Consider the following 26,587-nt stretch of genomic DNA (forward strand, 5'->3'; position numbering starts at 1 on the left):
GCTTCCGTCGTCTCGTCGTGCGCTACGAGCGTCGCGCCGACATCCACCTTGCCTTCGCCACCCTCGCCGCAGCTCTCGTCTGCCTTAGCCAAATCAAGCGGTTCTGTTAGATGCTTTAAGCTGCGCCAGCACGGCGGGCGGCAGGCCGGGCGGCGCGATGATCATGTTCCAGGTCGTCAGCTCGAAGCCCGGCAGCGCGGATTCCGCCAGCGTCGGAATGTCGGGGAAGGAAGGGAAGCGCTCGCGGCTCGTCACGGCGAGGCCGCGCACCAGGCCGCTCCGCACCTGTCCCGCCGCGGAGGCGAGCACGGCGATGCCGAACTGCCCCTCGCCCTGGTGGATCGCCGTCAGCATCAGCCCGCCCGAGCGGTAGGGAACGTGGGTGAAGCGCGCCCCCAGCGTGGAGGCCAGCATCTCCACCCCGAGATGCGGGATCGAGCCGACGCCGGATGTGGCGTAGGTGAACTCGTCCGGGCGGGAGGCGCGCAGGCGCTCGATCACCTCGCCCGGCGTGCGGCCCGGGAAGCTCGGCGTCGTGACCAGGATCATCGGCGCCGTGCCGATCATGCCGATCTGGGTGAAGTCGTTCACCGGCTCGAAGGGCGTGCCGCCCTGCAGCGCGGCGGGGGCGATGGCGTGGCTCGACACCTCGATCAGCATGATGGTGTGGCCATCGGGCGCCTGGCGGCGCAGCCAGTCCGCGGCGACCGTGCCCGAGGCGCCGGGCCGGTTCTCCACCACCATGCGCGCGTTGTTGCCGAGATTGGCCGCGAAGCGCTCGGAGATCAGCCGCGCGGCGATGTCGGTGGAGCCGCCCGGGGCGAAGCCGGTGACCAGGGTGATGGGCCGCTCGGGAAAGGACTGCGCCACCGCCAGCACGGGCGCGAGCAGGATCGAGAGGCCGGCGAGGAGCCAGGACCGCATGGTGGCGTTCTCCCTTTGATTCTTCGTGTTGCGCGAAGCAAAGCCGCCTTCGCCGCCCCGCGCAACCCGGAAAGGGCGATCAGTGCGGTCGCGGGCCGAGCAGGTTGTGGTCCAGCACCGCGCGCCAGACGCGCACGGCGAAATCCGGCTGCGCCGCCATCGCGCGCAGCGCCGCCGCATCCTCCTCCGCGACGGGCGACAGCGCGGGCAGCGCCTCGGTGGGCGGCGGCAGGATGCGCGTGGGCTTGCCCAGCAGCGCCTCCACCACCTCGTCGGAGATCGGGGCCAGGGCGCCGCAGGTCATCTGCGCGCCGCCGACCGTCATCAGCCGCCCGGCGAAGCCGACGCCGAAGCACATCTCCTTTTCCAGCGACGTGTCCTCGATGCGCAGCGCCTCACCGCTCGCCACATCCGTCGCCGCGACGCCACCCTCGGGGTGGCGGCCCTCGACGCGGAACAGGGCGAAGCGCGCCCCTTGCAGCGCCGCCAGCACCTCCGCCTCCGCCGGGTCCTCGTGCGGGAGGCGCGTTTCGCGCTCCAGCGCGGAGCCGTGCTCGCCCACCGGGTTGAACACGCCGAGGTCGAGGACGAGCTGGAACTGCGCCTCGTTGCGGAACACCACCTCGTTGCCGCGCCACAGGCCGAGCGCGCGCGCCTGGCTGGCCGCGCTGGCGCGCGGGATGCGGCGCGAGGCGGCGGTCAGCAGGCGGCCGCGCGCCGCGGCGCGCTCCTCCGCCGTCACGGGGCGGGCACGCCCAGGCTGGCGGCGGTGTCGCAGATGCTCTTCCAGGTCTCGGGCGTCAGCGGCACGCCGGAAACGTGGCGCGCGGCGCGGCGGGCATTCTCCACCTCGCCCGGCACCAGCACCGGCTCGTCCGGGTTGATCGGGCGGCAGGACTTCACCCATTGGACATAGTCGCGCGCCGCCTGCTGGAACGAGGCCTCCGTGCCGAAATGCTTCGCCGAGAGATGGATGGAAAGCAGCCCGTTGCTGATCCGCCCGCGCTCCTTCACCGGGCCGGAGGTGCCGTTGCCCGTGAGGCAGCCCGCCAGCATCTCGCACATGAAGGCGAGGCCGGAGCCCTTGTGGTCGCCGAAGGCGCGGATGGCGCCGGTGCCGTTGCCCGGGGTGCGCGGCCCGATCGGCGCGTATTCGCCGTAGAGGGTGCGCGGGTCGGCGGACATTTCCCCATCCGCCGTCACCAGCGCATTCGCCGGCAGCTTCTTGCCGCCGTTGCTCGCCACCAGCACCTTGCCCTCGGCCACCAGGGAGGTGGCGAAGTCGAGGATCACCGGCCCCTCTGGCAGCGGGACGCCGACGGAGAAGGGCGCGGTGGAGAAGCGCCGCTCCACCCCCCCGAAGGGCGCGACGAGGACGGAGCCGGCGACGTTCACGAAGTGGATGGAGATCAGCCCCTCGGCCGCCGACATCTCCGAATAATCGCCGAGGCGGCCGAGATGGCCGGAGTTCCGCAGCGCCATGATGCAGGCGCCGTGCTCCTTGGCGCGGGCGATGGCGAGGCGGGTCGCCTGCTCCGTCACCACCTGGCCGAAGCCGAACTTGCCGTCCACCACGAGGAAGCCGCCGCCATCCGTCACCACCTCGGCCTGCTGGCCGGCGACGAGGTAGCCGGCGCGCAGCCAGTCGATGTAGCGCGGCACGCGGTCCACCCCGTGGCTGTCATGCCCGGCGAGGTTGGCCCCGACGAGGTGGTTGCTGACCCGCGCCGCCTCGGCGGGCGCGCAGCCCGCCGCCTCGAAGATGCGCGTCACGAAGGATTCGAGTTCGGCGACCGGGATGTGGGTGGTGGACGACACGGCGTGGAGTTCCCCCTCTTGGCTCGGGCGAAACTGCCCCCCGGGCCGGGCGCCGTCCAGACCCGGGCCCCTTTTCCCTCGGCTGCGTTCGGGGGGCGCGTCCGCAAGCATCCGTCTCTGCGCGGCGCTTGCGCGTTCCGGTCGAGGATTTCACCTGGACTTCCTGAGAGAGGCGAGATGGCAAGTGACGTCAGGCGCAGGCTGCCCGACCCCGCGTTGAACCTCGAGCCGCCCGTTTCTGCCCTCCGGCAGGAGACCACCCCGGCCGGGACATTCTTCGTCCGCAACAACGGGATCCTGCCGGATCCCGACGCCGAGGCCGTGCGGGTCTGGACGCTGGCCGTGGGCGGGGAGGTGCGCCGGCCGCTCTCCCTCACCCTTGCCGCGCTGCGCGAGCGCTTCGAGGAGGTGGAGATCGTCTCTGTGCTGGAATGCGCGGGCAATGGGCGCGCGGGCTTCTCGCCAGCCGTGGAGGGACTGCCTTGGGGGCATGGCGCCGTCGGCTGCGCCCGCTGGACCGGCTTTCGCCTGGGCGATTTGCTGGCCGAGGCCGGGGTGGCGGACTCCGCGGTCTATGTGGGCTTCGAGAGCCCCGACCATGCGATCGGCCGTCCCGGCGTCCCGGCGCTCTCGCGCGGCCTCCCGATCGGGAAGGCGCTCGCGCCAGAAACCTTGGTGGCCTACGCGATGAACGGCGCGCCGCTGACGGCCGAGCATGGCTCGCCCCTGCGGATCGTGGCGCCGGGCTATCCGGGTTCGGCTTGGCAGAAGTGGCTGCACCGGGTCGTCGTGCTGGATCGCGAGCATGACGGCGCCAAGATGACGGGTCTCGACTACCGCATGCCAAGCCGTCCGGTGAGCCCGGGCGAGGAGCCGAACCCCGCCGAATTCCAGGTCATCACCGACATGCCGGTGAAGAGCCTGATCCACGATCCCGCCGAGGGCTTCGAGGCGCGCGGGCCGTTGACGGTGCGGGGCTTCGCCTGGAGCGGCCATGTCCCGGTGCGGTGCGTCGAGGTTTCGGCCGATGGCGGCGCCACATGGCAAGCGGCGAAGCTCGAGCCGGGATCCGGACCCTGGGCGTGGCGGCGCTTCACGATCGAGGGGCTCGCCATTCCGGCCGGGCCCGCCGAGGTGATGGCACGCGCGACGGACCGACAGGGACGATCGCAGCCGCTCGACCCGGCCTGGAACCCGCGTGGCTACCTGAACAACGCCGTCCACCGCGTGCGCGGGCAGGTCTTGTCCGACTAGCGTTCCGCGCGATAGCGCGCGCCAGTCCGCATCCGGCGACCGGGAGGCGCAGCCGTCTGCGCAGGTCGCAGGGCGTCCCCCGACCCAACCGGGGGACGCGGCCTCGGGGCCGGACTCACCGCCCGGGCGCAGCACTTCGCAGGCCGACCGCTTGACTTCGGAAAGGACCGCCGCGCAGCATTCCCCTGCCGGAATGACGGGGGGATTTGCCGCGATGCGCGCCTTCATCCTGCTTGCCCTGCTTCTGGCCACGCCGGCCTTGGCCCAGCCCGACCCGGAGCTGGTGCGCCGGGGCGAGGCGCTGGTGAACGGCATCGCCGCCTGCGGCAATTGCCACACCCCCAAGGGCCCGCAGGGCGACCTGCCGGGAATGGGGCTGGCCGGCGGGCTGGTGATTGAGGAGCCGGGGCTGTTCCGCGCGGTCGCCAGCAACATCACCCCGGATCGCGAGACGGGGATCGGCGCCTGGACCGATGCGCAGATCATCGTCGCGATCCGCGAGGGACGGCGGCCGGATGGACGGCTGCTCGGCCCGCCCATGCCCTTCCAGTTCTACCGCGACCTGGGCGACGCGGAGGCGCACGCCATCGTCGCCTATCTCCGCAGCGTGCCGGCGGTGCGGAACCCCGTCGCCGCCTCGTCCTTCTCGATGCCGCTGCCGCCCGCCTATGGCCCGCCCGTGGAATCCGTCACGCCGCGCCTGGCGACGGCGGAGGAGCGCGGCGCCTATCTCGCGGGCCCGGTGGGGCATTGCATGGATTGCCACAGCCCGATGGGCGCGAACGGGCAGCGCGACCTGTCGCGCGCCGGCCAGGGCGGGCCGCCGATCACCGGGCCGCTCGGCCCCGTCGTGCCGCCCGACATCACCTCGGTCGGCCTGCGCGGCTGGAGCGACGTGGAGATCGCGCGCGCCATCCGCGAGGGCGTGTCGCGCGACGGGCGGCGCCTCGTTCCCCCCATGGCCTTCGCCAACTACGCCCGGATCCCGGAGGGCGAGATGCGCGACCTGATCGCCTATCTCCGCGCCCTGCCCGCCTCGCGCTGACGGTCAGAAGGCACCGGTGAGGGCGGTCACCGCCAGCACGGCGGCCAGCGCCAGGAGCGGGATCAGGCAGGCCACGACGAAGATGTCCGCATAGGACTGGCGATGCGTCATGCCGCACACCGCCAGCAGCGTCACCACCGCGCCATTGTGCGGCAACGCGTCCAGCCCGCCCGTTGCGATGGCGGCGACGCGGTGCAGCAGCGCCGGGTCGATCCCGGCCGCCACGCCGCGCTCCAGATAGGTTGCGCCCAGCGTCTGCAGGGCGATGCTCAGGCCGCCGGAAGCGGAGCCGGTGATGCCGGCGAGGATGTTCACCGCGACGGCGAGGGAGATGAGCGGATTGCCCGGCGCGATGCCCAGCACCGCGTCGCGGATCGCCGCGAAGGCGGGCAAGGCGGCCACCACCGCCCCGAACCCGACCAGCGAGGCGGTGTTGAGCGCCGGCAGCAGCGCCGCATTCGCTCCGCGCCCGAGCGCCGCCGGCAGGTCGGGCACCCGCCTGCGCCCCATCCAGGCCATCAGCGCGATCGCGCCCAGCAGGGCGAGGATGATCGCCCAGACGCCGCGCAGCGCCGCGAACTCCACCCCGCCGAAGCGCACTTCCGCCAGGTAGGCGGTGTCCAGCGCCGGCAAAACGGCGGAGGCCAGCACGAGGTTCAGCGACACCACCAGCAGGTTCGGCAGCGCGGCAAGCGCGGCGGAGGGCGCCTCCGTTCCCTCCAGCGGCGGGGGTGGCGCTCCCGGCGTGGCAAAGGCATGCGCCGCCACGCGCCGGTTCAGCCACAGCAGCCCGAGCCCGAGCATGATCGCCCCGGCCAGCACCCCCGCCCCCGGGGCGGCAAAGGCGGTGGTGCCGAAATGCGGCATGGGGATCGCGTTCTGGATGGCGGGGGTGCCGGGAAGCGCCGTCATGGTGAAGGTGAAGGCGCCGAGCGCGATGCTGGCCGGGATCAGCGTCGCCGGCAGGCGAGCGCGGCTGAACATCGCCGCGGCCAGAGGCTGCACCGCGAAGGCCACGACGAAGAGCGACACGCCGCCATAGGTCAGCACCGCGCAGGCCAGCACCACCGCCAGGATGGTGCGCCCCTCGCCCAGCCGGGCGGTGATGGCGCGCGCCAGGGCCTGCGCGGCGCCCGTTTCCTCCATCAGCCGCCCGAACACCGCGCCGAGCAGGAACAGGGGCAGGAAGGCGGCGACGAAGCTGCCCAGCGCCGGCATGAAGATCTGCGTGTAGGAAGCGAGCACGGGCGCGCCGGACAGGAGCGCCGCTAGCGCCGCCGCCGCTGGCGCCAGCAGCAGCACCGACACGCCGCGCCAGGACAGGACGATCAGCAGCCCGAGCGCGAGCAGGATGCCGGCGAGACCCCCCAACTCAGCCCGCCTCGCGGCCCAGCGTCGATTGGCGGCCGAGCGAGGCACCATGCCCCGCCAGCCACGCTTCCGCGGCGCGGGCGCCTAGCCCGTGCAGCCGGATCAGCGCGCCCCATTCCGGGTCCAGCTTGCTGCCCGGGCGGAGCCGGATGTCGTCTTCCGACGCCGCGATGCGATGCAGGCGCAGCCGCTTCACCCGCGCGAAGAAGGGGTTGCGGAATTCATGGTCCTCGCCCTCCTCCGCCAGCGCCTCGCGCAGCAGGGCGAGGCCGCGCAGCTCGCGCACCAGCCCGGCATTGAAGGTCACCTCGTTCAGCCGGGCCATGATGGCATCGGTGCTGCGCGGCACCGCCTCCCGCCGCGGCGGGTTGAGCTGCACCAGCAGGAGGTCGTCCGCCCCATCCTCGTGCAGCAGCGGAAAGAGCGGCGGGTTGGCGAGGTAGCCGCCATCCCAGTAGGCATTGCCCTCGATCTCCACGGCCTGGAACAGGTTGGGCAGGCAGGCCGAGGCCATCACCGCTTCCGCCGTCAGCTCCGCGTTGCGGAAGATCCGCATCTCGCCGGAGCGGAGGTCGGTCGCGGCGATGAGCAGGCGCGGGGATTCGGCGGCGCGAAGCCGCGCGAAATCCACCGAGTCGCGCAGGATGTCGAGCAGCGGGTTCAGGTTCAGCGGATTGAACTGGTAGGGCGAGGGATTGCCCGCCATGGCCTGGAACATTGCCGCCCAGGGCGCCACGAAGAGGCGCATGGCCGCCTCCCCGCTCCAGGCGAGGCCGGGCGGGAACACCGCCGCGAAGGGGCTGCGGAAGGGCGACTGGCGGCGCGCGGCGCGGCTCATCCGCTTCCAGAAGCGCCACAGCGCAGCGCGGGCCCCCGCCGCGCCGCCCTTCAACCAGCCATCGGCCAGCACCACCGCGTTCATCGCCCCCGCGCTGGCGCCGCTGATGCCGCTGAGCTGGATCCGCTCCTCCTCCAGCAGGCGCTCCAGCACGCCCCAGGTGAAGGCGCCATGCGCGCCGCCGCCCTGCAGGGCGAGGTCGAGCCGGACGGGCCTGCGCGTCGCTCGGGCCATGGGGCATCTCCTCCGGGCCGAAACGGGACTCGGGGCGGCCTATCCCCTCGACCGGGCTTCAGCGACGGGGCCGGGGCGCCCGCAGCAGGAACTGGCCGGAACCGCGCAGCGCTGGGATGTCGCGGGTCGCGCCCCGGGCGGGGCCGTCCAGCCGCTCGCCCGATCGGGCCAGCGCCCCGGTGAAGAAGGAGCGCGGGGTCATCCGCACCGCGACGCGCGACAGCGACCAGGGCGAGGCCTCGATCTCCCGCTCGCCGTTGGGGCCGGTACCGCCGCGCCGTCGGTCCCAGACCCGCACCTCGCCCGTGTCGAGATGCAGCCAGGTGGGGTAGAGCCCGACGCCCCCGGCCTTCATCGCGACGGCGCGGTCCATCGCCTCGCCCAGCTTGCGGCCGGGCATCCACAGGTCGAGGGCGCGCGCGGACAGGTGCTGGCTGTCCGGCGCGCCGCCGACCAGCGCATTGGTGGCGGGGGTGCGGTAGCCGGACAGGCAGGACACTTCCGACACCCGCACCGTCGTCGTCAGGCGCCAAAGCAGGTCGAGCAGCGCGGGGTCGAAGGCGCGGGACTGGCCGGTGCGGTGATCGGCCATGACGGCCGAGAAGTCGGCCACCGCTGCGGGGTCGAAGGCGTCGTCGGACTTGAAGGGGCCGCGGAACCACTTGCCGGTGTGGACGAACTGCACGGCGAGGCGACGGACCCCCTCCTCCGCACGAACGATGCGGGGGCAGGCCAGGGCCGCAAGGCCCAGCACCCATGCGCGTCGCTGCATCGTCTCTCCCCCTTGCCTGGGCGTGAGCCAGCATGGCCCGGCGAGGCGCCGTTCCCGGTGGGCAACGCCGGAGGCGGGGGCCGGGTTGCGGCCGCTACAGCACCTTTCCGGATTGTGGATCGACTAAGTGCATGTTGGCGAGGTCCGCGGTCAAGCGCAAAGGCTGGCCGGGGGCGGCGGGAATGGTGGGGTCCAGCCGGGCGCACAGGTCGCGCGTGCCTTCCATGTGGAAATGCACCAGCGTCTCCATGCCCATCGGCTCGATCACCTCCGGCACCACCTCGAGGTCGGCGTAAGTGGCGCGGCCCTGGCGCGTTTCGGTCAGGTGCTCGGGCCGGATGCCGAGCAGCACCTCCCTGCCCCCCTGGGAACGGTAGCGGTCGGAACGCTCGGGCGGGATGGGCAGGAGGATGTCGCCGGGCAGGCGAAGGTTCAGCGCGCCGCTCGCAGGCTCCACCCGCGCGGGGATGAAGTTCATCGCCGGGCTGCCGATGAAGCCCGCGACAAAGCGCGTGGCCGGGCGGTGGTAGAGCTCCTGCGGCGGGCCGACCTGCTCGATGATGCCGCCGTTCATCACCACCACGCGGTCGGCCAGGGTCATCGCCTCGACCTGGTCATGGGTGACGTAGACGGTGGTGGTGCGGACGGTCTGCACCACCTTCTTGATCTCGGTGCGCATCTGGACGCGCAGCTTCGCGTCGAGGTTGGAAAGCGGCTCGTCGAACAGGAACACCTTGGGATCCCGCACGATGGCGCGGCCCATCGCGACGCGCTGCCGCTGCCCGCCCGACAGCGCCCGGGGCTTGCGGTCGAGCAGCTGCGTGATGTCGAGGATGCGCGCCGCCTCCATCACCCGGCGCTGGATTTCCTCCTTGCGGAACTTCCGCAGGACGAGGCCGAAGGCCATGTTGTCGAACACGGTCATGTGCGGATAGAGCGCGTAGTTCTGGAACACCATCGCGATGTCGCGGTCGCGCGGCGGGATGTCGTTCACCACCGTGCCGCCGATGCTGATCTCGCCGCCCGTGATGTCCTCCAGTCCCGCGATCATGCGCAGCGTGGTGGACTTGCCGCAACCCGAGGGGCCGACCAGCACCACGAATTCGTGATCCGCGATCTCCAGGTCGATGCCCTTCACGGCCTGGACGCCACCCTCGTATTCCTTGACGAGGCGGCGGAGGGAGACTTGCGCCATGTGTTTCCTTTCCTGGCCCGGCTGATTCACGCCTCCGCGCCATGCGGCGCTGCGGCGGTCGGACGGGGCTAACCCTTGGTTGCGCCGGCCGTCAGGCCCGCGACGTAGTAGTCCATGAGGAAGGCGTAGACGACGACGGGCGGCAGCGCGGCCAGCAGCGCGCCGGCCATGAGCTGCCCCCAGGCGAAGGTGTCGCCGCGGATCAGCTGCGACACGACGCCGATGGTCAGCGGCATCTCGTCCGGCCGGGTGATGAAGGCGGTGGGATACACGAAGGCCGCCCAGGACACGGTGAAGGCGAAGATCGTCGCGGCGATGATGCCGGGCAGCGCCACCGGGATGAAGATGCGCCACAGCATCTGCAGCCACCCCGCGCCGTCGATCAGCGCCGCCTCGTCCAGTTCCTTCGGGATGGAGGCGAAGTAACCAATCATGATCCAGGTGCAGAAGGGCACGGTCAGCGTCGGATACACCAGCACCAGACCCCAGGTGGAGTTGAGCAGGCCGAGGCCGCCCACGATCTGGTAGAGCGGGATGAAGAGCAGCGTGTCGGGCACGAGGTAAGTGAGGAACACCCCCGTCGCCAGCCATTGCGAGCCCCAGAAGCGCATGCGCGACAGGGCGAAGGCGGCCGGGACCGAGATGAGCATGGTCACGATGACCACCAGCACCGTCACCTGGATGCTGTTCCAGAAGAAGCCGCGAAACATCTCGTTGCCGAGGATGGCGGCGAAGTTCTCCAGCGTCGGGCTGCGGACGATCCAGGGATTGCCGCCCAGGTCGGCGATCTCGGCGCTGGTCTTCAGCGCGGTGATCAGCATGTAGAAGGGCGGCGCCAGCATGACGATGGCGGCGATGATGAGCGAGACATAGGCGCTCCACAGAGCCCAGCGCCGCTCGGCGCGGAGCGAGCCCGCCTTGTGGAAGATCCCGTGCGCGGCGCGGGGGGCGGCGGTCGCGCTCATGCGCCGATCTCCTTGGTGCGCTGGTTGATGCCGCGCAGGACGAAGTAGGCGATCACGGCCAGCAGCGGGAACATGAACAGCGACACGGCGGCGCCGCGCGGGATGTTGCCCGACAGCACGCCGACCTGGAAGGCGTAGGAGGCGAAGACATGCGTCAGGTCGCGCGGGCCGCCATTGGTCAGCACGCGGACGATGTCGTAATTCGCGAAGGTGACGATGAGCGAGAACAGCACGGTGATGGAGATGATGTTGCGCATCATCGGCAGGGTGACGTAGCGCAGGCGCTGCCATCCCGTCGCGCCGTCGATGTCCGCCGCCTCGTAGAGCTGGTCGGGCACCGACTTCAGCGCCGCGAGGTACATGATCATGAAGAAGGGCGCCCCGTACCACACGTTCACGATGATGACCGAGATGCGCGCCCACCACTTCTCGCCCAGCCAGGGCACGGGCGGCACGGAAAAGACGGAGAGGAGCCAGTTGATGCTGCTGTAGGACGGCTCGAACATCCACCACCAGCCGAGGGTGGAGAGCGCGGGCGGGATCACCCAGGGCACCAGCAGCATGCCGCGCCAGATGCGCTGCCCCTTGGTGGGGATGTGGTGCAGCATGTGCGCCAGCCAGAAGCCGATCAGCGCCTTCAGGATCACGGCCGTGATGGCGAAGAAGCAGGACTGCCAGATCACCATCCGGAACGTGTCGTTGTCGAGCAGGATCGCGTAGTTCTCCAGCCCGATGAAGGCCGTCATCCGCCGGTTCAGCGTGGACAGGTAGATGGCGTAGGCCGCCGGCCAGGCGACCAGCCCGCCGATCACGCCCAGCAGCGGCAGGGTGAGCAGGAAGGCGACCGTGGAGCGGCGCCGCGCCATCTTCTGCAAGGTCGTGGGCGGGGCCGCGCGCGGCGCGACGGTGGGCGCGTTGCGGGCAATGGTGGCGTCACTGGCCATCCCTGGTCCTTTTCCCGGTCAAGCAAGGCGGGACGGGGCGCGCGGCCCCGTCCCCGGCGCCGATCAGCCGCGGCGCATGTTGTTGATCTCGCGCTCCAGCCAGTTGAGCGCCTGGTCGATCGTCTCCCCGCCCTGGGCGACGCGCGCGATGACCTTGGTGTTCAGCGCCTGGATGTACATCTGCCCCGCGAGTTCCGCCGGCGCCGGGGCGAAGGCGATGGAGGGCCGCGCGTCGTGGTGCGGCTTCAGCGGGTAGTTGAAGATGGTGCCGACCGGCGGCCCCTCCGTTTCCCACACCTTGAAGTCGCTCATCGAGGCGAAGGGCGGGATGTCGTAGCCGTTGGAGGTGTTGGTGGTGGTCTCGGCGCTGTCCCGCTCGGTCAGGAACTCCAGCAGGTTCTTCGCCGCGGTCTTGTTGCGGCCGAAGCTCCAGATGCCGCTGTTCCAGGGCAGGTAGGCGATGAAGCGCCCCTGCGGGCCGGAGGGCATGGGGATGGTCCAGCACTTCTCCGCCACCTGCGGCGCGTCGCGCTTCGCCACCGCCCAGGCGGAGGGCGGGTTGAACACCAGCGCCGAGCGGCCGGAGATCAGGGCGCGGTTGTTGGAGGCGTCGTCCCAGGCCCAGACGTCGTTGGGCAGGAAGCGCGCCAGCCGCACCGCGTATTCCATCACCTGGCGCAGCTGCTGGTTGTTGCGGATGGTCGGGTTGCCGCGCTCATCGGTGACGCGCGCCCCGTAGGAGTTGAAGAGCGCGCCGACCCAGTCCACCGCGTCGGTGAACTGGCCCATGGGCAGGCCGAAGGGGACGTTGGCCTTGTGGCACGCCTCGGCCGCACGCAGGAACGTGTCCCAGGTCCATTCGTCGGCACCGGGGCCCTTGCGGTTCTCCGCCGGCCACATGGCGCGCACGTCGAGGCCCGCATGTTCCTGCAGCAGGTCGAAGCGGCACAGCGCAGGCTTGTTCTGCGTGCCGGAGGTGGCGGGGACGGCGCGCCAGCCGCCGCGGTGCTTCGCCAGGTACTCGGCCACCTGGTTGGCCGGGCCGTACTTGGCGATCAGCCGGTTCATCACGTCGTCCACCGGCTCCAGCTGGTCGGCATAGGTGCCGACGTCCCAGGGCGAGAGCGAGATGATGTCGTGGCCCGAGCGGCTCTGCGCCTGGGCGGCGGCGGTGAGCTGGAGCTGGTTGCCGGTGGTGTTGATGAAGTCCAGCTGGACGTTGACGCGGTTGCGCTCGCCCCATTGGCCGCAGAGCTGGCGCAGCGCGCCGTTGCCGGTGGGAACCCAATGGTCCCAGAAGGCGCAGCGCAGCGTGGTGGTGGCCTGGCCGAAGACGGCCGGGGCGTGCAGTCCAACAGCGAGTCCCGCACCGGCGGCCAGTACGCCGCGGCGGGGCAGAGACGTGTCTGCCATTCTGAACTTCCTCCTGCATGGTCACGCGGTCTTTCGCCGCTGCGGGAAGCTTAGGCATCGCGCATCGCGCCGCGCAACCGCCTTGCCGCCCCCGGCCCGTCCCCTAGGATGACAGGATGGACATTCACCGCTTCGACGCGCTGGTCATCGGCGCCGGAATGGCCGGGGCCACGGCCGCCGCCCACCTCGCCCCCACGCATCGCGTCGCCCTGCTGGAAGCGGAGGAAAGCGCCGGCTTCCACGCCACCGGCCGCTCCGCCGCGATCTGGATCCTCAACTACGGCAACACGGATGTGCGCATCCTGACCGGGGCCTCCCGCTCCTTCTTCGAGGATCCGCCCGAGGGCTTCGGCCCCCTCGCCCACAAGCGCGCCATCCTGTCCCTCGCGCCGCCGGACCAGATGGAGGCGATGGAGGGGATGCTGCGCGTCGGCATGGGGCTGACGCCGATCCCCCTCGCCGAGGCGAAGGCGCTGGTGCCCGCGATCCGCGACGGCTACGCCGAGGCCGCGCTGATCGAGCGCGACGCCTTCGACATCGACGTGGCGGCGCTGCACCAGGGCTTCCTGCGGCAGGTGAAGGCGGCGGGCGGCGCGCTGGAGCTGCGCCACCGGACCGGCCGCGTCTGGCGCGAGGGCGGCGAGTGGCGAGCCGAAACCTCGGGCGGAGCCGTCTTCGCCGCGCCGGTCGTGGTGAACGCCGCCGGCGCCTGGGGCGACGAGGTGGCGCGCGCCGCCGGGCTGCGCCCGCTCGGCCTCCAGCCCAAGCGCCGCACCGCCTGCATCGTGGACCCCGCTCCCTACACCAGCACGGACTGGCCGCTGGTCGGCGACGTCATCCACTCCTGGTATGCCCGGCCCGAGGCGCGGTCCAAGCTCATGGTCAGCCCCGCCGACGAGACGGACAGCGAGCCGACCGACGCCCAGCCCGACGAGTACGACGTGGCCGTGGCGGTGGACCGGATGCAGGCGGGCCTCGACATCGACGTGCAGCGGGTCGAGCACAAATGGGCCGGGCTGCGGACCTTCGCCCCCGACCGCTCGCTCTGCATCGGCGAGGGGGAGGAACGCGGCTTCTTCTGGATGTGCGGCCAGGGCGGCTACGGCATCCAGACCGCGCCGGGGGCCGGGCGCCTCATCGCCGCGCTGGTGCGGGGGGCGGCGCCGGACGCGGATGTCGCAGCCGCAATCAAGCCGGTGGACCCGAAGCGCTTCGCAGGGTGACGCGCCGCATCCCTCCCGCGTTGGGGAGGGATGAGGCAGGCGCTGCGCAACCGTTTCATCTTCTTCTCGCTGATCCTGGGCGGCGCGATCTGGGCCGTCAGCACCTGGGCGGGGCTGCCCGGCATGGACGGGCTGATGGCGGGCTGGATCACCCATGTCGTCGCGCACGCCATCTGGGTCTGGAAGCACCTGGGCTGCGCCTCGCCGGATGCCATGCGGGAGCGGACACGGCGGCTGGGCCAGGGGCGCGCCACGGTGCTGGGCATCGCCGTGCTGGCGGCCTCGGTGGCCGGTGGAACGGTCATGGCGGAGCTGGTCATGCAGAAGGAGGCCGCCGCCTGGGAGCGGGTGCTGGCCGTGGTGACCATCATCGCGGCCTGGGTGCACATGCACCTGCTCTTCGCGCAGGAATACGCGCATGAATACTGGGAGGAGGATCGCGGCCTGGACTTCCCCGGCGGCGACGGCACGCCCGAGTTCACCGAGTTCCTCTACGTCGCCGCCATGGTCGGAACGGCCGGGCAGGTGAGCGACACGCCGACCAACAAGCCCGACATGCGCAAGCTCGTGATGATCCACGCGCTCGTGTCCTTCGCCTTCAACGCGGCGATCCTGGCGGCGACGCTGGAGGTGCTGGGCAACCTGGCCGGCTAGCCCGAAGCCGCCTCCAGCGCGCGGGCGAGGTAGAGCTCGGCCATGGGGGCGTAGGCCTCCCAGGTTTCGCGCAGCGCGGCCAGCGGGCGCGGCGAGAAGTCCACGCGCAGGTCCACGTCGGGAAACACGTGCGGGCCCTGCACGCGCAGCGCGGCGGAAACGAGTGGCACGCCCTCGCCGCCCGCCGCCTCCCCCGCTTCCAGCGCGCGGAGAAGGCGCTCGGCCAAAGGCTCCTCTGCCGCGGCGAGCGCCGCGTCCAGCATGGCGCGCGGCACGCGGTCATTGCTGAGGATGTTGCCGATAGCGACGCAGCCCGGCCCTTCGGCGGAGGCGAGCACGCCGCGGATGGAGGGGCCGGTCCAATGCGCGGTGCGCCCGGCCGCGTCCAGCACCGCCACCTGCCGCCATTGCCGGTGCGGCGAGGTGGCGACCAGCGCCGCCACCGCCTCCTCCGCCGTGCAGCCCGAGGCGAGCAGCGCAAGGCCGCGGGGGCCGAGCCGCATGTCGGTGCGCGCCTGGGTCAGCACCGCCCCCTGCCCTGCCGCCGTCCAGGGCACGCGTGCGCCCACCGCCGGCGAGGAGGTGGTGACGGCGGCGCCGAATGCCCCCGTGCGCGGGCAGCGGATCAGCAGGGAGAAGGTCATGGCGCCCTCATGTCGCACCGCAGCAGGGCTTGCGGGAGTTGAAATGTCAGACCTAGACTTCGCCATGCTGACAAGCAAGGCACGCGGAGCCCCGTCCCGCACCCTCCGGCCTCATGCTGCCTGACGCGCGGACGCTGCGCGTGGTGCAGCGGCGCCGGCCCGGCCGTTGGCTCGCCACCATCCTCGTCCTCGCCCTGCTCGCCCTCGTCATCCGCGCCTTCGCCCTCGGCCAGATCGACTGGGCCGTGGTCGGCGAGTACATGACCGCGCCGGTCATCCTCGCCGGGCTGGTGAACACGCTGGTGATGACGGTCTGCGCCATGGCGCTCGGCCTCGCGCTCGGGGTGCTGGCGGCGGTGATGAGCATGTCGCCCAACCCGGTGATGGTGGGTGTGGCGAAGTTCTACATCTGGTTCTTCCGCGGCACGCCGCTGCTGCTGCAGCTGCTGCTGTGGTTCAACCTGGCGCTGATCTTTCCGCGCCTCGGCATTCCCGGCCTGTTCGAGGCGCGGACGGTGGACGTCATCACGCCCTTTGTCGCCACCTGGCTGGGCCTGGGCATCAACCAGGGCGCCTATACGGCGGAGGTGGTGCGGTCGGGCATCCTGTCGGTGGACCGCGGTCAGGCGGAGGCGGCGCAGGCGGTGGGGATGACGCGCATCCAGGCCATGTTCCGCATCGTGCTGCCGCAGGCGCTGCGCGTGATCGTGCCGCCCGTGGGCAACGAGGTGGTTAGCATGGTGAAGCTCACCTCCGTCGCCAGCGTGATCCAGTTCTCCGAGATCCTGCGCAATGCGCAGACCATCTACTACGCCAATGCGCGCGTGATCGAGCTGCTGATCGTCGCGGCCGCCTGGTACCTCGCGGCGGTAACGGTGCTGTCGCTGCTCCAGGCCATGCTGGAACGGCGGCTGGCGCGCGGCGTCGCGACGGCGGGACGTCCCGCATGAGCGAGGCGGCGATGCCCATGGTGGCGGTGCGCCACCTGTCCAAGTCCTTCGGCGCCGTGCGCGCCCTGACCGATGTGAGCCTGGATGTGGCGAAGGGCGAGGTGGTGTGCCTGCTCGGCCCCTCCGGCTCCGGCAAGTCCACGCTGCTGCGCTGCGTGAACCACCTGGAGAAGCCCGATGCCGGCGCGGTCTGGCTGAACGGGGAGCTGATCGGCTACCGGCGCGACGGCGACCGGCTGCTGGAACTTCCCGATGGGGAGGTCGCGCGGCAGCGGCAGCGCTTCGGCATGGTGTTCCAGCGCTTCAACCTGTGGCCGCACAAGACCGCCTTGCAGAACGTCATGGAAGGTCCATTGCGCGTGCTGCGCCGCCCCGCGCGCGAGGCGCGGGCGCGCGCCGAGGCGCTGCTGGCCCGCGTCGGACTCGCGGACAAGGCCGATGCCTGGCCGGCGCAGCTTTCCGGCGGGCAGCAGCAGCGCGTGGGCATCGCCCGCGCCCTCGCCATGGAGCCCGAGGTGATGCTGTTCGACGAGCCGACCTCCGCCCTCGACCCCGAGCTGGTCGGCGAGGTGCTGGCCGTGATGCGCGACCTGGCGCGCAGCGGCATCACCATGATGGTGGTGACGCACGAGGTCGGCTTCGCGCGCGAGGTCGCGGACCGGGTCGTGTTCATGGATGCGGGCACGGTGGTGGAGGAAGGGCCGGCCGCGCAGGTGCTGGGCCAGCCGCGCCAGGCCCGCACCCAGGCCTTCCTGGCCGCCGTGCTGGCCTGACAAACCGAGGAGACCGACGATGTTCCGACAGATCCGACGCCGCGCAGCCGCCCTGGTGGGCGCGGCGCTGCTTCTCGCCCCGCTCGCCGCCCTGGCGCAGGACAGCATCCCCCTGCCCGACCGCATCCGGCGCGCGGGCAAGATCGTCGTCGCCACCTATCCGAACTACCCGCCGCTCACCTATCGCGACCCGCAGACCAATGCCCGCCTCGGCTTCGACGTGGAGCTGACGGAGGCGATCGGGCGGCAGCTGGGCGTTTCGGTCGAATGGCAGGAAATGCCCTTCGTGCAGTTCTTCCCCTCCCTGCAGACGGGACGGATCGACCTCGCCATCGACGGCATCTCCGACCTGCCGGCGCGGCGCGGGCCGCTCGACTTCGTGAACTACCTGCGCACCGGGGCGCAGTTCCTCACCCTGGACCGCAACGCCGCCATCCGCGAGCCGACCGACCTGTGCGGCAAGCGCGTGGGCGCCAGCCGTTCCACCAACTGGCCGCGCAACATCGAGGCGTGGTCGCAGGAGAATTGCGTGGCGCGGGGCCGCCCGGCGATCACCGTGGTGGGCACCGAAGGCTCGGTGGACGCACGCACCCAGCTGCGCACCGAGCGCATCGACGCCTCCGTGCAGGGCAACGAGACTATGGGCTGGCTGATGCGGCAGGAGCCGGGCGTGTACCGCACGCTGGGCGAGCCCTTCACCGAGAACCTGACCGGCATCCCCGTCGCCTCCTCCGAGCCGCAGCTGCGCGACGCCGTGAAGGCGGCGCTGGAGAGGTTGCTGGCCAACGGCACCTACCGGGAATTGCTCCGCAAGCACGGGCTTGAGGCGAACGCGCTTTCCGCCATCACCGTCAACGCGGGGCGCTGAGCGGTGGCGGACGCGACGCGCGAGGGGCTGATCCGACGGCTGGAGGAGGAGCGGGAGGGGCTGATCGCCTTCCTGCAGGGTTTCCTGCGCGCCCGCTCCGCCAACCCACCGGGCGACACGACGGAGGCCGCGACCTTCCTGGGCGACTGGCTGGACAAGCAGGGCGCGCCCTGGCGGATCGCCGCCGCCAAGCCGCACCTGCCCAACATCGTCGGCAGCTTCGAGGGGGCGCGGCCCGGGCGGCACCTCGTGCTCAACGGCCATATCGACGTCTTCCCGCCGCTGGACGAGAGCGGCTGGTCCGGCGAGCGGCGCGACGGAAGGATCTTCGGCCGCGGCGCCTCCGACATGAAGGCGGGCACCGCGGCCGGCGTCATCGCCTATGCCTGGCTGCACGGGCTGCGCGAGCAGCTGGGCGGGCGGCTGACGCTGACCGCCGTGTCGGACGAGCAGACGGGCGGCGAGTTCGGCACGCGCTGGCTGTTCGAGACGATGCGCGACGAGGTGCTGGGCGATTGCTGCCTGAATGGCGAGCCCTCGGGCCTCAACAACGTGCGCTTCATGGAGAAGGGCACGCTGCGCGTCATCGTCACCATCCGCGCGCCGGGCGGGCATGGCGGCTACCCGCATCTGTCGCGCAATCCGGTCAAGATCGCCGCAGAGATGATCGCGGAGTTCGAGCGCCGCTTCCACATGCGCGAGACGGTGCTGCCCGAAGCCGTGTCGCGCGCCCTGACGACGCCGGAGGCGGTGGCGGTGCTGGAGGCCGGGATGGGCGCCGGCGCGGCGGAGGTGGTGCGCCGCATGACCTTCAACCCCGGCGTGATCCAGGGCGGGCTGAAGGTGAACCAGATCCCGCATGAATGCCGCTTCGAGGTGGATCTCCGCATCCCCGTCGGCATCGACCGCGACGCAGTGCTGGACGAGGTGAAGGAGGTCTGCGCGGCGCACGAGGCGGAGTTCTCCGTCGTCCACAGTCATTCCTATCCCGGCAGCATGGCCGACCCCGAGAGCGAGATGATGCGCATCATCCAGGACAACGCCGAGGCGGCGACGGGCCGGCGCCCGGTGCCCATGTCCTCGCTCGGCGGCTCGGACAGCCGCTACTGGCGCTACGAGGGCGTGCCTGCCTATCTCTACGGCCCCTCCCCGGTTTCCATGGGGCGCGGCGACGAGAACGTCTCGGAGGAGGAGTACCTGGCCGTGGTGCGGGTCCACCTGCTTTCCGCCTATGACTACCTGCGCGCAGGAGGCTGAGATGTTCGACCTGCATGCCCTGGAGGAGGCGGAGAAGCTGGTGCGCCGCTTCTTCCCAGCCACCCCGCAATACAACTGGCCGCTCCTGGAAGCGCGCACGGGGTGCGAGGTGTGGGTGAAGCACGAGAACCACACCCCCACCGGCGCCTTCAAGGTGCGCGGCGGGCTGGTCTACATGGACGGGCTGCACTCGCGCGGGGTCATCACCGCGACGCGCGGCAATCACGGCCAGTCCCTCGCCTATGCCGGGGCGCGCCATGGCGTTCCGGTCACCATCGTCGTGCCGCACGGCAACAGCCGCGAGAAGAACGCCGCGATGCGCGCCCTGGGCGCGACGCTCGTCGAGCACGGCGCCGATTTCGACGAGGCGCGGGTGGAGGCGCAGCGCCTCGCGGAGCAGGATGAGCTGGACTTCGCCCCCTCCTTCGCCGAGCCGCTGGTGCGCGGCGTCGCCACCTATGCGCTGGAGCTGCTGCGCGGCATCCCGGTTCCCGATGCGCTCTACGTGCCGATCGGCCTCGGGTCGGGCATCTGCGGCTGCATCATGGCGCGCGACCTTCTGGGGCTTTCGACCGAGATCATCGGCGTGCAGAGCACCGGGGCGGATGCCTATGCGCGCTCCTTCCGCGAGGGGCGTGTGGTGGAAACGGAGCGGGCAGACACGAAGGCGGACGGCATGGCGACGCGCGTGCCCGATCCGGCGGCGCTGGCGATGATCCGGCGCGGCGCCTCGCGCATCGTCACGGTGACCGATGACGAGGTGCGTGACGCCATCCGCGCCTATTGGCAGGACACGCACAACCTCGCGGAGGGGGCGGGCGCCGCGCCGCTCGCCGCCCTCATGCAGGAACGCGAGGCAATGAAGGACCGCCGCGCGGCGGTGATCCTGTGCGGCGGCAACATCGACCTCGACCTGTTTCGCGAATGGGTCCTCGCATGATCGTCCGCCACGTGCGCCCCTGGGGCGGCGCGCCCACCGACATCGCGGTGGAGGGCGACCGCATCGTCGCCATCACGCCCTCCGCCGCGAAAGGGCCGTCGCTGCTCGCGCTGCCGGGGCTGGTGGAAGGGCATTGCCACCTGGACAAGACCTTCTGGGGCCGTCTCTGGTGGCGCAACGAGGTGGGGCCGCGCCGCGAGGACCGCATCGCCAATGACCGGGTGGCGCGCCGCTCGCTGGACCCGCGCCGGGAAGGCCGCGCCCTGGCGGAGGAGCACCTGCGGAACGGCACGACGCGGCTGCGCTCCCACGTGGATATCGACGACGATTCGCGGCTGCGCCATGTCGAGGCGCTGCTCCTGCTGCGCGAGGAGATGCAGGGGCGGATGGAGATCCAGCTCGTCGCCTTTCCGCAGGCCGCCATCCTCCGCACCCGGGGCTGCGAGGAGTGGATGGACGAGGCGCTGCGCATGGGATGCGACGCGGTGGGCGGGCTCGACCCTTCCCTCATCGACCGCGACCCAGTGGGGCATCTGGACGCGGTGTTCCGCCTCGCCGAGCGGCACGGCAAGCCGGTGGACATCCACCTGCACGAGCCGGGCGAGCTGGGCGCCTTCGCACTGGAACTGGTGGCGGAGCGGACGCGCGCCCTGTCCATGAAGGGGCGCGTCACGGTGAGCCACGCCTTCGCGCTGGGCGAGGTCGCGCCGGAGCGCGCCGCCGCGCTCTACGCGCTGCTGGCGGAAACGGGAGTTTCGCTCTGCACCTCGGCGCCCGCCTATCGGGCGACGCCCTCGGTGCGGCGCGCGCGTGAGGCGGGGGTGGTGCTTTTCGCCGGCAACGACAACATCCGTGACGGCTGGAACCCCGCCAACGCGCCCGACATGCGGGAGCGGGCGGAGGCAGTGGCGCTGAAGAACGACTTCCGCCGCGACGACGAGGTGGAATGGGCGCTGGAGACCGTCTCCACCCTGGGCGCGCAGGGCTGCGGCTTCGCGGATTACGGGCTGACGCCGGGCGCGCGCGCCGACATCGTGCTGCTGGAGGCGGACACGCCGGCCGAGGCGGTGGTCAGCCGCGACCGCCCCGTGCGCGTCATCAGCCATGGCAGGGACATTCCCCTCGCCCGCTCCTGACCCCTTCCCTGGCCGACGGCGCGGCGTTCCCGCGGCGATGCGAAGCATCGTCGTGGGGTTGACGAAGGGGCCCCGCGAGAAGGCGAGGCGTTCTCGTGGGGCTCAGATGATCTGGTAGCGCGCCCGCGCCGCGCGCTCGATGGCGCCGGCGATGAGCCGGTCCAGCTCCAGCCCGATGCGAAGCTGCTGCAGGAAGACCAGCTCGTTCTCCGTCGCCTCGCCATCCGCCGCCGCCACGTCGCAGGCGAGGAGGTAGGCGGTTTCGCGCAGGCGCATGGGCAGGGCGTCGCGGATCAGGTCCAGCGCGCGGTCCAGCCCGTCCCCCGCGGCCAGGAGCGGCAGGCAGGCCTCCGTTGCCTCGTCCACCTCCTGCGCGTCCACGCCGGCGAAGGCCGGGAGGTCACGCACCAGCCCGGTCATGCGGCGAAGTTCCGCCTCGTCGATATGCGCGCCGGACGCGGCCATGAACAGCATGGCGCAGAGCAGGGCCTGGTGGGGGGTCAACTGGTCGGGAATGGCGTTCATCCCGGGTTCTCTCCTGGTTCGGTGCCGTAACCCTCCAACAAAGCCCGAGTTTCACGGATCGCCTCGGCGAGGGGGACGCGGCGCGGCACCACCCCCTCCGGCAGGGCGGCGAGGACGCGGGTCGGGGCGGCGCGGTCCAGCAGGACGAAGACGCCCCGGTCATCGGCACGGCGGACGAGGCGGCCGAAGGCCTGGCGCAGCCGGTGTCGCGCCTCGGCGTCGTCGTGGTTCTGCGGGTGGCCGCCGGACAGGTGCAGGCGCCGCTCGCGGTTCAGGATGGTGCGGCGCGGCCAGGGCACGCGGTCGAAGACGAGCAGGCGCAGGGAGCGCCCGGGCACGTCCACCCCATCGCGCATCGCATCCGTGCCGAGCAGGCAGGAATCCTCCTCGGCGCGGAACACGTCCACCAGCGTGGCATTGTCCATCGCGTCCACGTGCTGGGCGTAGAGCGGCAGGCCGGCTTCCTCCAGCTTCGGGGCGATGCGGCGCGCCACCTCGCGCAGGCGGCGGATGGCGGTGAACAGGCCGAGGGCGCCGCCGCCGGCCGCCAGGAACAGGTCGCGCATCGCGCCGCTCACCTGCCCGGCCATGCGCGTGTCCACGTCGGTGACGACGAAGGCGCGGGTGCTGCGCGCGTAGTCGAAGGGGCTGGGCACGGCGGCGCGGATGGCGGGCGACGGCAGGTGGACGGCGCCGGTGCGCGCCTCCGCCTCGCGCCACGCCGCCTCGGGATCGTTGCGGCGGGCCGCGTCGGTGAGGGTGGCGCTGGTGACCAGCAGCCCGTGGGCCGGCGCGGCCACGACCTGGGCGAAGGGGATGGTCGGGTCCAGCCAGTGCCGGTGCAGCCCGGCATCCCAGTCGCGCCCGTCGCGGCGGTCGAGCTGCAGCCAGTCCACCATCACCGGGCGCGTGCCGGGTTCCGGCGAGGGGGCGGCGAGCGTGCCCAGCATGCCGCGCCAGGCGGCGAGCGGGTTGAGGGCGCGGCGTTCGATCCCACCCATCGCGGTTTCCAGGCGGATGCGCTCGCCCACCTCCATGGTGCCGGAATCCTCCTCCTCCAGCCGGGCGCGCAGGCGGTCGCGCAGCGTGGTGAGCGGGGTTTCCAGCCCTTCCAGCGCCAGGCGCAGCGCGTCGCCCGCCTCGGCCAGGGCGGGACCGACCGGATGGAGGTCGCATTCGAGGGAGTAGACGCCCTCGTCCTGCGGCGCGCGGGCCAGGACCTGGGCGCGCACGGCGTGGAGGAACCCCTCGGCCGGGTTGGGGATGAGGGGGGCCTCGTCGCCGATGCGGCCGAACCAGCCGGAGGTCGGCAGGGCGAGCCGGGCGGCGTGCAGCGCGGCCTCCAGCGGCGGCAGCAGGTCGGGGATGTCGCCGGCCAGTTCCTCGATGCGGGCGCGCAGCCCCTTGGCGCGGGAACGGCCGCCCTCCGCGCCCAGCAGCCAGCGGCGCAGCTCCAGCGCCTCGACGCCGGAAAGGGCGGCGGAGAAGGCGTTGTCGGCGGCGTCGAAGATGTGGTGTCCCTCGTCGAAGACGAATCGCGTGGGGCGGCCGTCCTCGCCGCCGCCCGTGGCCGCCTGCACCATCACCAGCGCGTGGTTCGCCACGACGAGGCGCGCATGGCGGGCGCGGCGGATCGAATGCTCGACGAAGCACTTCTTGTAGTGGGGGCAGGCGGAGCGGATGCATTCGCCGCGCCGGTCGGCGAAGCCGGCCAGCGTGCCGGGCGGGAAGAGTTCCAGCAGCCAGCCGGGGAAGTCGCCGCCCTGGATGTCGCCGTCGCGCGTGGCCGAGGCCCAGCGCGCGACGAGGGCGAGCGGCAGCGCCATGCTGCGCATCCCCGCCTGGCCGAGGGATTCGTCGAAGTTCAGCAGGCAGAGGTAGTTCTCGCGCCCCTTGCGGATGGCGACGCGGCTGCGCCGTTCCTCCGGGTCGGGAAACAGGCGCGCCAGTTCGCCGTCGATCTGGCGCTGGAGGTTGCGGGTGAAGGTGGAGAGCCAGACCGGCGCGCCGTTGCGCTCGGCCCAGAGCGAGGCGGGGGCGATGTAGCCCAACGTCTTGCCCGTGCCCGTCCCGGCCTCGGCCAGGACGAGCTGCGGCGCGCCCTCCGCCTCGCGCGGGGCAAAGGCGGCGGCGGCGGCAGAGGCGAAGTCGGCCTGCTGCGGGCGCTGCTCGGCCGAGCCGCCCAGCATCTCGGCAAGGCGGCGGCGCGCATCGGCGGGGGAGACGGCGTGCGAGGCGGGGGGCGGCGGCGGGCCGGTTTCCTCCCATTCGGGCAGGCGGCGCCAGACCTTCAGCGCCTCGCGCCCTGCCTTCATGCCGGGCTGGCCCAGCGCGGCCAGCACGCTGTCGGCCCAGGGCCAGGCGATGGTGTCGCGCAGATGGGCGGCGATGGCGGCGGCGCCCCGCCCCGCCTCCGTCCCCGCGAGGCGGGACAGGCGGCGCAGCAGCGCCCCGGCGAGTTCGGGCAGGAGGATGGCGGCCGCCTCGTCATCCGCCGGCACGGGCAGGTCCAGGGCCAGGGCCAGGCCGCGCGGCGTCGGCGGCGCGGGCTCCGCCGGGCAGGCGAAGGCGAAAAGCTCCAGCAGGTCCAGTGCCTCCTCGAAGGGCGGGAGGTCGAGGCGGCGCGCCGTGGCCGGGGCGTGGACCAGCAGCGGCGCGGGCTGTTCGGCCAGGGCATTCGCGACCGCCGTCGCCCCCAGCACGCGGACCTCCCCTTCCGTGGAAAGGAGCGTGGCACGTCCAAAGGCGGCAACAAGGGAAGGCGCCTCGGGCAGCAGGAGGCGGGGGGCGGGAGAGGCCATGGAGCCGGGGTTATGCGCCGCGCCAACCGGGCGGCCAAGCCAGGCGTTGCTCGCGGACATCATTCAATTTCATTGAAAGACCGCGCCATGGCTTCCAGCATCCAGGACACCTACATCACCGGACTGAAGAACGCCCACGCCCTGGAAACCCAGGCCGTCCAGCTCCTGTCCCGCCAGCTGGAACGGATCGAATCCTATCCCGAGATGGCAGCGAAGATCCGCGAGCACCTCGCCGAGAGCGAGGAGCAGGCGAAGCGGCTGGAGCAGCTCCTGGAACGGCACGGCACCAGCCATTCCATGCTGAAGGACTTCGTCACAGGGCTGACCGGCAACGTCGCCGCCCTGGCCCATGCGCCGATGCAGGACGAGGTGATCAAGAACACCTTCGCCAACTACGCCTTCGAGCATTTCGAGATCGCGGCCTATCGCTCGCTGATCGCGCTGGCCCAGGCGGCGGGCGACACGCAGGCCGTGCCGGTCCTGGAGCAGAGCCTCGCCGAGGAGGAGAAGACGGCGAAGTGGATCGGCGAGCGCATCGAGAAGATCACGCTCGAATACGCGCAGCGCGAGGCGGCGGGGATGAAGGCGGGGATCTGATCCCCCGCGCTCGGGCCCCTTGGCGCCGGGCGCGGCGTCACCTGCCGGAATAGCTGTTCGGCTTGGTTTGGCCCTCCGCGCCCACGCGCGGAGGGCGCGCTTTCATTCGGGTTCCGGCGAAGGAAGCGAGGGTGCCGCAGCCACCTCCTCCAGTGCCACCCCTGCCGCTTCCAGCACGGCCCAGGCTTCCGTCCCGTTCGCGACGAAGTGCAGCAGGTCCAGATCCGCGGGCGCGATCACGCCGGCCTCGGCCATGGCTTCCCAGTGGATGAGGCGGCGCCAGTACTCCGCATCCACCAGAACGATGGGCGTGGGACGCATGCGGCCGGTCTGGCGCAGGGTCAGCAGCTCGAACAGTTCGTCGAGCGTGCCGAAGCCGCCGGGGAACACCACGAGGGCGTTGGCCCGCATCGCTAGGTGGAACTTGCGGATGGCGAAGTAGTGGAACTGGAACGTCAGTTCTGGCGTGGTGTAGCGGTTGGGCACCTGCTCGTGCGGCAGGCGGATGTTGAAGCCGACCGAGGGCGCGCCGGCCTCGCGCGCGCCGCGGCTCGCCGCCTCCATGATGCCGGGGCCGCCGCCCGTCGCGATCACGTTGTCGCGCGCCCCCTCTGCCTCGCGCAGCGCGCCGCCCCGTTCCGACGCGATGCGGCCGAAGCGCCGCGCCTCCTCGTACCAGGCGGCGTGGCCGCCGGCCCCACCCTCCCGCACGCGGGCGCCGCCGAACACGACGATGGTGGAGCGCACGCCCCAGGCCTGCAGCGCTTCCTCCGTCTTGGTGTACTCGACCTGCAGCCGCAGCCCGCGCATGGAATCGCTCATCAGGAAGTCGCGGTCCAACATCGCGAGGCGATAGCTGGGACCTGGCCGCGAAGGACGGATGGGACGGGGCTTGCGTGGCATGGACACTCCTTCGGCGCTGGTGGCGTGCCATCGCCTTGCCGATGCTGCCCGAACGCGCAGCGAGGGCGCGGGTGGAGGCTAGGCCGAACTTCTGTGGCGCCGCTGCTCCGGCGAGGGGCCTTCCAGGCGGCTTTCATGCCGGCCGGGCGGTGTGGTAAGGGCCTCGGGGCGTCTCCGTAGCTCAGCAGGATAGAGCACCAGATTCCTAATCTGGGGGCCGTGGGTTCGAATCCCGCCGGGGACACCATTCTCTCAGTATCTTAGGCGAGCTTTGGCGTTCGTGGTCTGTGGAAACGCTGCGGACCTGGCTGGGGTGGCACTTTCCCAGCCGCTTAGATCCTTCGCATCGACATGCCCGGGACAGACCAAAACGCTTCCGGGTTTACCCAGCGGCCCACCTGCTTAGGTTGGGCAAGAGCTGATCTCAGCTCGACTTTGGCCATTTGCGGGAGCTGAGGCGGCGGAGCGGGTGAGCGGCTAAGCTGGAGGCGTCCCGGCCAAAGGACAGCCGCCATGCTGCGCCTACCAGCCCGCTTCGCCGCG

The 26,587-nt window shown here is 71.7% G+C and carries 25 protein-coding genes, 1 tRNA gene and 1 pseudogene; 13 read left to right on the forward strand and 14 right to left on the reverse strand.

Annotated features, from left to right (window positions below; all coding sequences use genetic code 11):
- A pseudogene (locus OF850_RS22370) lies at nt 1-110 on the forward strand (IS5/IS1182 family transposase); the annotation flags it as partial.
- On the opposite strand, the gene OF850_RS22375 reads toward OF850_RS22370, so the two are convergent.
- From OF850_RS22375 to OF850_RS22385, 3 genes are all read right to left on the reverse strand, one after another.
- Nucleotides 94-924: a Bug family tripartite tricarboxylate transporter substrate binding protein gene (locus tag OF850_RS22375; protein ID WP_301592536.1), complete on the reverse strand. Its 831-nt coding sequence runs from the start codon at nt 922-924 to the stop codon at nt 94-96. The pseudogene OF850_RS22370 and the gene OF850_RS22375 overlap by 17 nt on opposite strands.
- A 79-nt stretch (nt 925-1,003) precedes the next feature.
- Nucleotides 1,004-1,666, reverse strand: coding sequence for a hypothetical protein (locus tag OF850_RS22380; protein ID WP_301592537.1), 663 nt, complete (start codon nt 1,664-1,666; stop codon nt 1,004-1,006).
- Entirely contained in the window at nt 1,663-2,742 is a 1,080-nt protein-coding gene (locus OF850_RS22385) for a malate/lactate/ureidoglycolate dehydrogenase (protein WP_301592538.1), read from the reverse strand. The genes OF850_RS22380 and OF850_RS22385 overlap by 4 nt, the downstream gene beginning before the upstream one ends.
- A 177-nt stretch (nt 2,743-2,919) precedes the next feature.
- Here OF850_RS22385 and OF850_RS22390 point away from each other — a divergent pair, with 177 nt between their 5' ends.
- The gene (locus tag OF850_RS22390; RefSeq protein WP_301592540.1) at nt 2,920-3,996 is read left to right on the forward strand and encodes a sulfite oxidase; all 1,077 of its coding nucleotides are present in this window, start codon (nt 2,920-2,922) and stop codon (nt 3,994-3,996) included.
- A gap of 214 nt (nt 3,997-4,210) precedes the next feature.
- Entirely contained in the window at nt 4,211-5,041 is an 831-nt protein-coding gene (locus OF850_RS22395; RefSeq protein WP_301592542.1) for a c-type cytochrome, read from the forward strand.
- A gap of 3 nt (nt 5,042-5,044) precedes the next feature.
- Here the strand turns inward: OF850_RS22395 and OF850_RS22400 are convergent, their stop codons facing one another.
- The 7 genes from OF850_RS22400 to OF850_RS22430 form a co-directional block, all read right to left on the reverse strand.
- Nucleotides 5,045-6,412: a GntP family permease gene (locus tag OF850_RS22400; RefSeq protein ID WP_301592544.1), complete on the reverse strand. Its 1,368-nt coding sequence runs from the start codon at nt 6,410-6,412 to the stop codon at nt 5,045-5,047.
- A gap of 1 nt (nt 6,413) precedes the next feature.
- On the reverse strand, nt 6,414-7,484 hold the full coding sequence (locus OF850_RS22405) for a patatin-like phospholipase family protein (protein ID WP_301592545.1): 1,071 nt from the start codon (nt 7,482-7,484) through the stop codon (nt 6,414-6,416).
- A gap of 58 nt (nt 7,485-7,542) precedes the next feature.
- The gene (locus tag OF850_RS22410) at nt 7,543-8,256 is read right to left on the reverse strand and encodes a DUF882 domain-containing protein (RefSeq protein ID WP_301592547.1); all 714 of its coding nucleotides are present in this window, start codon (nt 8,254-8,256) and stop codon (nt 7,543-7,545) included.
- 94 nt (nt 8,257-8,350) lie between these two features.
- On the reverse strand, nt 8,351-9,451 hold the full coding sequence (locus OF850_RS22415; protein ID WP_301592549.1) for an ABC transporter ATP-binding protein: 1,101 nt from the start codon (nt 9,449-9,451) through the stop codon (nt 8,351-8,353).
- Nucleotides 9,452-9,519: 68 nt separating this feature from the next.
- Nucleotides 9,520-10,416, reverse strand: a complete 897-nt coding sequence (locus OF850_RS22420) for a carbohydrate ABC transporter permease (protein ID WP_301592551.1) — start codon at nt 10,414-10,416, stop codon at nt 9,520-9,522.
- Nucleotides 10,413-11,360 carry a carbohydrate ABC transporter permease gene (locus OF850_RS22425; protein WP_301592553.1) on the reverse strand — a complete coding sequence of 316 codons (948 nt, stop codon included), beginning with the start codon at nt 11,358-11,360 and terminating at the stop codon, nt 10,413-10,415. Before OF850_RS22425 ends, OF850_RS22420 begins: the two co-directional genes overlap by 4 nt.
- A gap of 63 nt (nt 11,361-11,423) precedes the next feature.
- Entirely contained in the window at nt 11,424-12,773 is a 1,350-nt protein-coding gene (locus OF850_RS22430; RefSeq protein WP_301592554.1) for an ABC transporter substrate-binding protein, read from the reverse strand.
- Between the two features lie 116 nt (nt 12,774-12,889).
- On the opposite strand from OF850_RS22430, the gene OF850_RS22435 reads away from it, so the two are divergent.
- On the forward strand, nt 12,890-13,996 hold the full coding sequence (locus OF850_RS22435; RefSeq protein ID WP_301592555.1) for an NAD(P)/FAD-dependent oxidoreductase: 1,107 nt from the start codon (nt 12,890-12,892) through the stop codon (nt 13,994-13,996).
- Between the two features lie 30 nt (nt 13,997-14,026).
- Nucleotides 14,027-14,650, forward strand: a complete 624-nt coding sequence (locus tag OF850_RS22440) for a DUF1345 domain-containing protein (protein WP_301592556.1) — start codon at nt 14,027-14,029, stop codon at nt 14,648-14,650.
- On the opposite strand, the gene OF850_RS22445 is transcribed toward OF850_RS22440, so the two are convergent.
- Nucleotides 14,647-15,294 (reverse strand): DUF1028 domain-containing protein, encoded by a 648-nt coding sequence (locus OF850_RS22445; RefSeq protein ID WP_301592557.1) that lies wholly within the window; start codon nt 15,292-15,294, stop codon nt 14,647-14,649. The two genes, OF850_RS22440 and OF850_RS22445, sit on opposite strands and share 4 nt — an antisense overlap.
- Nucleotides 15,295-15,407: 113 nt before the next feature.
- Between OF850_RS22445 and OF850_RS22450 the strand changes: the two genes are divergently transcribed.
- Genes OF850_RS22450 through OF850_RS22475 form a run of 6 tightly spaced genes read left to right on the forward strand, consistent with a single transcriptional unit; the run spans nt 15,408 to nt 21,218 of the window.
- Nucleotides 15,408-16,244 carry an amino acid ABC transporter permease gene (locus OF850_RS22450; protein WP_301592559.1) on the forward strand — a complete coding sequence of 279 codons (837 nt, stop codon included), beginning with the start codon at nt 15,408-15,410 and terminating at the stop codon, nt 16,242-16,244.
- Nucleotides 16,241-17,017 carry an amino acid ABC transporter ATP-binding protein gene (locus OF850_RS22455; protein ID WP_302474570.1) on the forward strand — a complete coding sequence of 259 codons (777 nt, stop codon included), beginning with the start codon at nt 16,241-16,243 and terminating at the stop codon, nt 17,015-17,017. Before OF850_RS22450 ends, OF850_RS22455 begins: the two co-directional genes overlap by 4 nt.
- A 19-nt stretch (nt 17,018-17,036) precedes the next feature.
- Entirely contained in the window at nt 17,037-17,885 is an 849-nt protein-coding gene (locus OF850_RS22460; protein ID WP_301592560.1) for an ABC transporter substrate-binding protein, read from the forward strand.
- A 3-nt stretch (nt 17,886-17,888) separates the two neighbouring features.
- A complete protein-coding gene (locus OF850_RS22465; RefSeq protein ID WP_301592562.1) occupies nt 17,889-19,142 on the forward strand; it encodes a M20/M25/M40 family metallo-hydrolase in 1,254 nt (417 codons plus the stop codon).
- Nucleotide 19,143: 1 nt separating this feature from the next.
- The gene (locus OF850_RS22470) at nt 19,144-20,082 is read left to right on the forward strand and encodes a threonine dehydratase (RefSeq protein ID WP_301592563.1); all 939 of its coding nucleotides are present in this window, start codon (nt 19,144-19,146) and stop codon (nt 20,080-20,082) included.
- Nucleotides 20,079-21,218 (forward strand): amidohydrolase, encoded by a 1,140-nt coding sequence (locus tag OF850_RS22475; protein ID WP_301592564.1) that lies wholly within the window; start codon nt 20,079-20,081, stop codon nt 21,216-21,218. The genes OF850_RS22470 and OF850_RS22475 overlap by 4 nt, the downstream gene beginning before the upstream one ends.
- Nucleotides 21,219-21,320: 102 nt before the next feature.
- On the opposite strand, the gene OF850_RS22480 is transcribed toward OF850_RS22475, so the two are convergent.
- Both OF850_RS22480 and OF850_RS22485 read right to left on the reverse strand, forming a co-directional pair.
- Nucleotides 21,321-21,743 (reverse strand): tellurite resistance TerB family protein, encoded by a 423-nt coding sequence (locus tag OF850_RS22480; RefSeq protein WP_301592565.1) that lies wholly within the window; start codon nt 21,741-21,743, stop codon nt 21,321-21,323.
- Entirely contained in the window at nt 21,740-24,544 is a 2,805-nt protein-coding gene (locus OF850_RS22485; RefSeq protein WP_301592569.1) for an ATP-dependent DNA helicase, read from the reverse strand. Before OF850_RS22485 ends, OF850_RS22480 begins: the two co-directional genes overlap by 4 nt.
- Nucleotides 24,545-24,631: 87 nt before the next feature.
- Here OF850_RS22485 and OF850_RS22490 point away from each other — a divergent pair, with 87 nt between their 5' ends.
- Nucleotides 24,632-25,141 (forward strand): ferritin-like domain-containing protein, encoded by a 510-nt coding sequence (locus OF850_RS22490; RefSeq protein WP_301592566.1) that lies wholly within the window; start codon nt 24,632-24,634, stop codon nt 25,139-25,141.
- Between the two features lie 102 nt (nt 25,142-25,243).
- Here OF850_RS22490 and OF850_RS22495 read toward each other — a convergent pair whose 3' ends face one another.
- Nucleotides 25,244-26,044, reverse strand: coding sequence for an LOG family protein (locus OF850_RS22495; RefSeq protein WP_301592567.1), 801 nt, complete (start codon nt 26,042-26,044; stop codon nt 25,244-25,246).
- Nucleotides 26,045-26,214: 170 nt separating this feature from the next.
- Between OF850_RS22495 and OF850_RS22500 the strand changes: the two genes are divergently transcribed.
- A tRNA-Arg gene (locus OF850_RS22500) sits at nt 26,215-26,291 on the forward strand.
- The last annotated feature ends 296 nt before the right edge of the window (nt 26,292-26,587 follow it).

The sequence above is a fragment of the Sabulicella glaciei genome (assembly GCF_026183895.1).
Classification (GTDB): domain Bacteria; phylum Pseudomonadota; class Alphaproteobacteria; order Acetobacterales; family Acetobacteraceae; genus Roseococcus; species Roseococcus glaciei.